At 63.7% G+C, this 1,357-nt stretch carries 1 protein-coding gene; it reads right to left on the bottom strand.

The genetic code is table 11. The annotated features are described in order from the left end of the window. Window position 1: 1 nt before the first annotated feature. Window positions 2-1,357 (bottom strand): hypothetical protein (locus EQG76_RS31350; RefSeq protein WP_235031658.1); only part of this gene is annotated, 1,356 nt, incomplete at its 5' end.

Consider the following 1,357-nt stretch of genomic DNA (forward strand, 5'->3'; position numbering starts at 1 on the left):
CTCAAGCCTTGCAGGCGCTGGTGTAGGCGACGGAGCCGTATTCGCCGGCATAGCTCTTGGTATAGGGCCACCAGTCCCTCTTGCCGTCCCAGGCATCCCAGCCGCCGCCCTTCTTGACCGAGCCCCAGATGGCGATGCCGTCGCTCAGGCCGTAGATGGTGTTGAGCTGCAGCTCCCAGTACTTGATCGGCAGGTATTCGGTGCCCTTGCCCAGCATGGTGTCGTGGTATTGCGGCCAGACGAACGGGATCACCGGCTTGCCGTACTTGCGCGCCTCCGCGATGTTGGCCTTGGCAAAGGTCGCCCAGTGGTCGCGGTTCTCGGTGATGGTGTAGAGCGAGGGGAACACCACGTCGACCTCGGCGGCCAGGCGGCGCATCTGCTCGTTCTGGCCCATCCACTTGTTCCAGCGCTCGGGCTGGGCGGCCTTTTGCACCGGGGCCAGGAAGTCGCGGATCGGCAAGAGCATGTAGAAGCCGAACTTCATCTTGGTGTTGCCGGCCGCGCGCACGCCGCCCTTGATGGTCCGGATCACGGTGATGAGCTTGTCCATCTCGGTGATCGGGTCCCAGTGCTCGATGTCGATCACCACGTACTGCTTGTTCTCCTTGAGCAGTGCCGGGACGACCTTGTTCTGCAGGTGGGCGACGTTGGGCACATCGCGCGAGCCGCTGCCGAACAGTTCCTCCACGTAGAGGATCCGCATGAACTCGCTGAGGCCACAGTTGGCGAAGGACGAGGGCATGCCGGTATAGCGGAAGCCGCGATAGAACTTGAAGTAGGGCTTCTTGGCCACCGGCGGCGGGGCGGTCACCGCATCCTCGGGGAACTTGGCCGCCACCGCCTTGGCATAGGCGTCCACGTAGGCGTCGGTGACCCGGTTCTTGTCCCGGTAATATTCGTACTCGGCCTGCTTGGCAGCCGAATACTTGCCCTCTTCCTTAAGCACAGTGAGGCGGTAGCGCCAGCCGGACTTCTCGATAGGCGTAGCACCCAGGATCGGGTCGATGCTGGGGTCGCTGGGCAGCGGGTTGGGGGTGGGCCCGGTCGCCAGGGGCGTGCCGAACTGGGCCGAGACCGCGGCGGCATAGGCCACCACCCACTCGTCGGTGAGGTTGTACTGTTTCAGATAGGCCAGATACTGCTCGGCCTTGAAGCTGTTGGTCTGGCCGGCGGCGCGGATCAGCACCAGGTTGTAGCGCCAGCCAGTATTGGCGATCGGTACATTGCCCAGATTGACGGCAGTCTGAGCCGGGGCAGGAGCAGCAGAGAACAGGGCGCAAGCCAGCACAGCCGCGGCAAGAACTGCCGCGCCTCGGACGCGAACCATGGACACCTCAATGGATTGATGAGGAAG

The organism is Geminicoccus flavidas, assembly GCF_009806515.1.
GTDB lineage: Bacteria > Pseudomonadota > Alphaproteobacteria > Geminicoccales > Geminicoccaceae > Geminicoccus > Geminicoccus flavidus.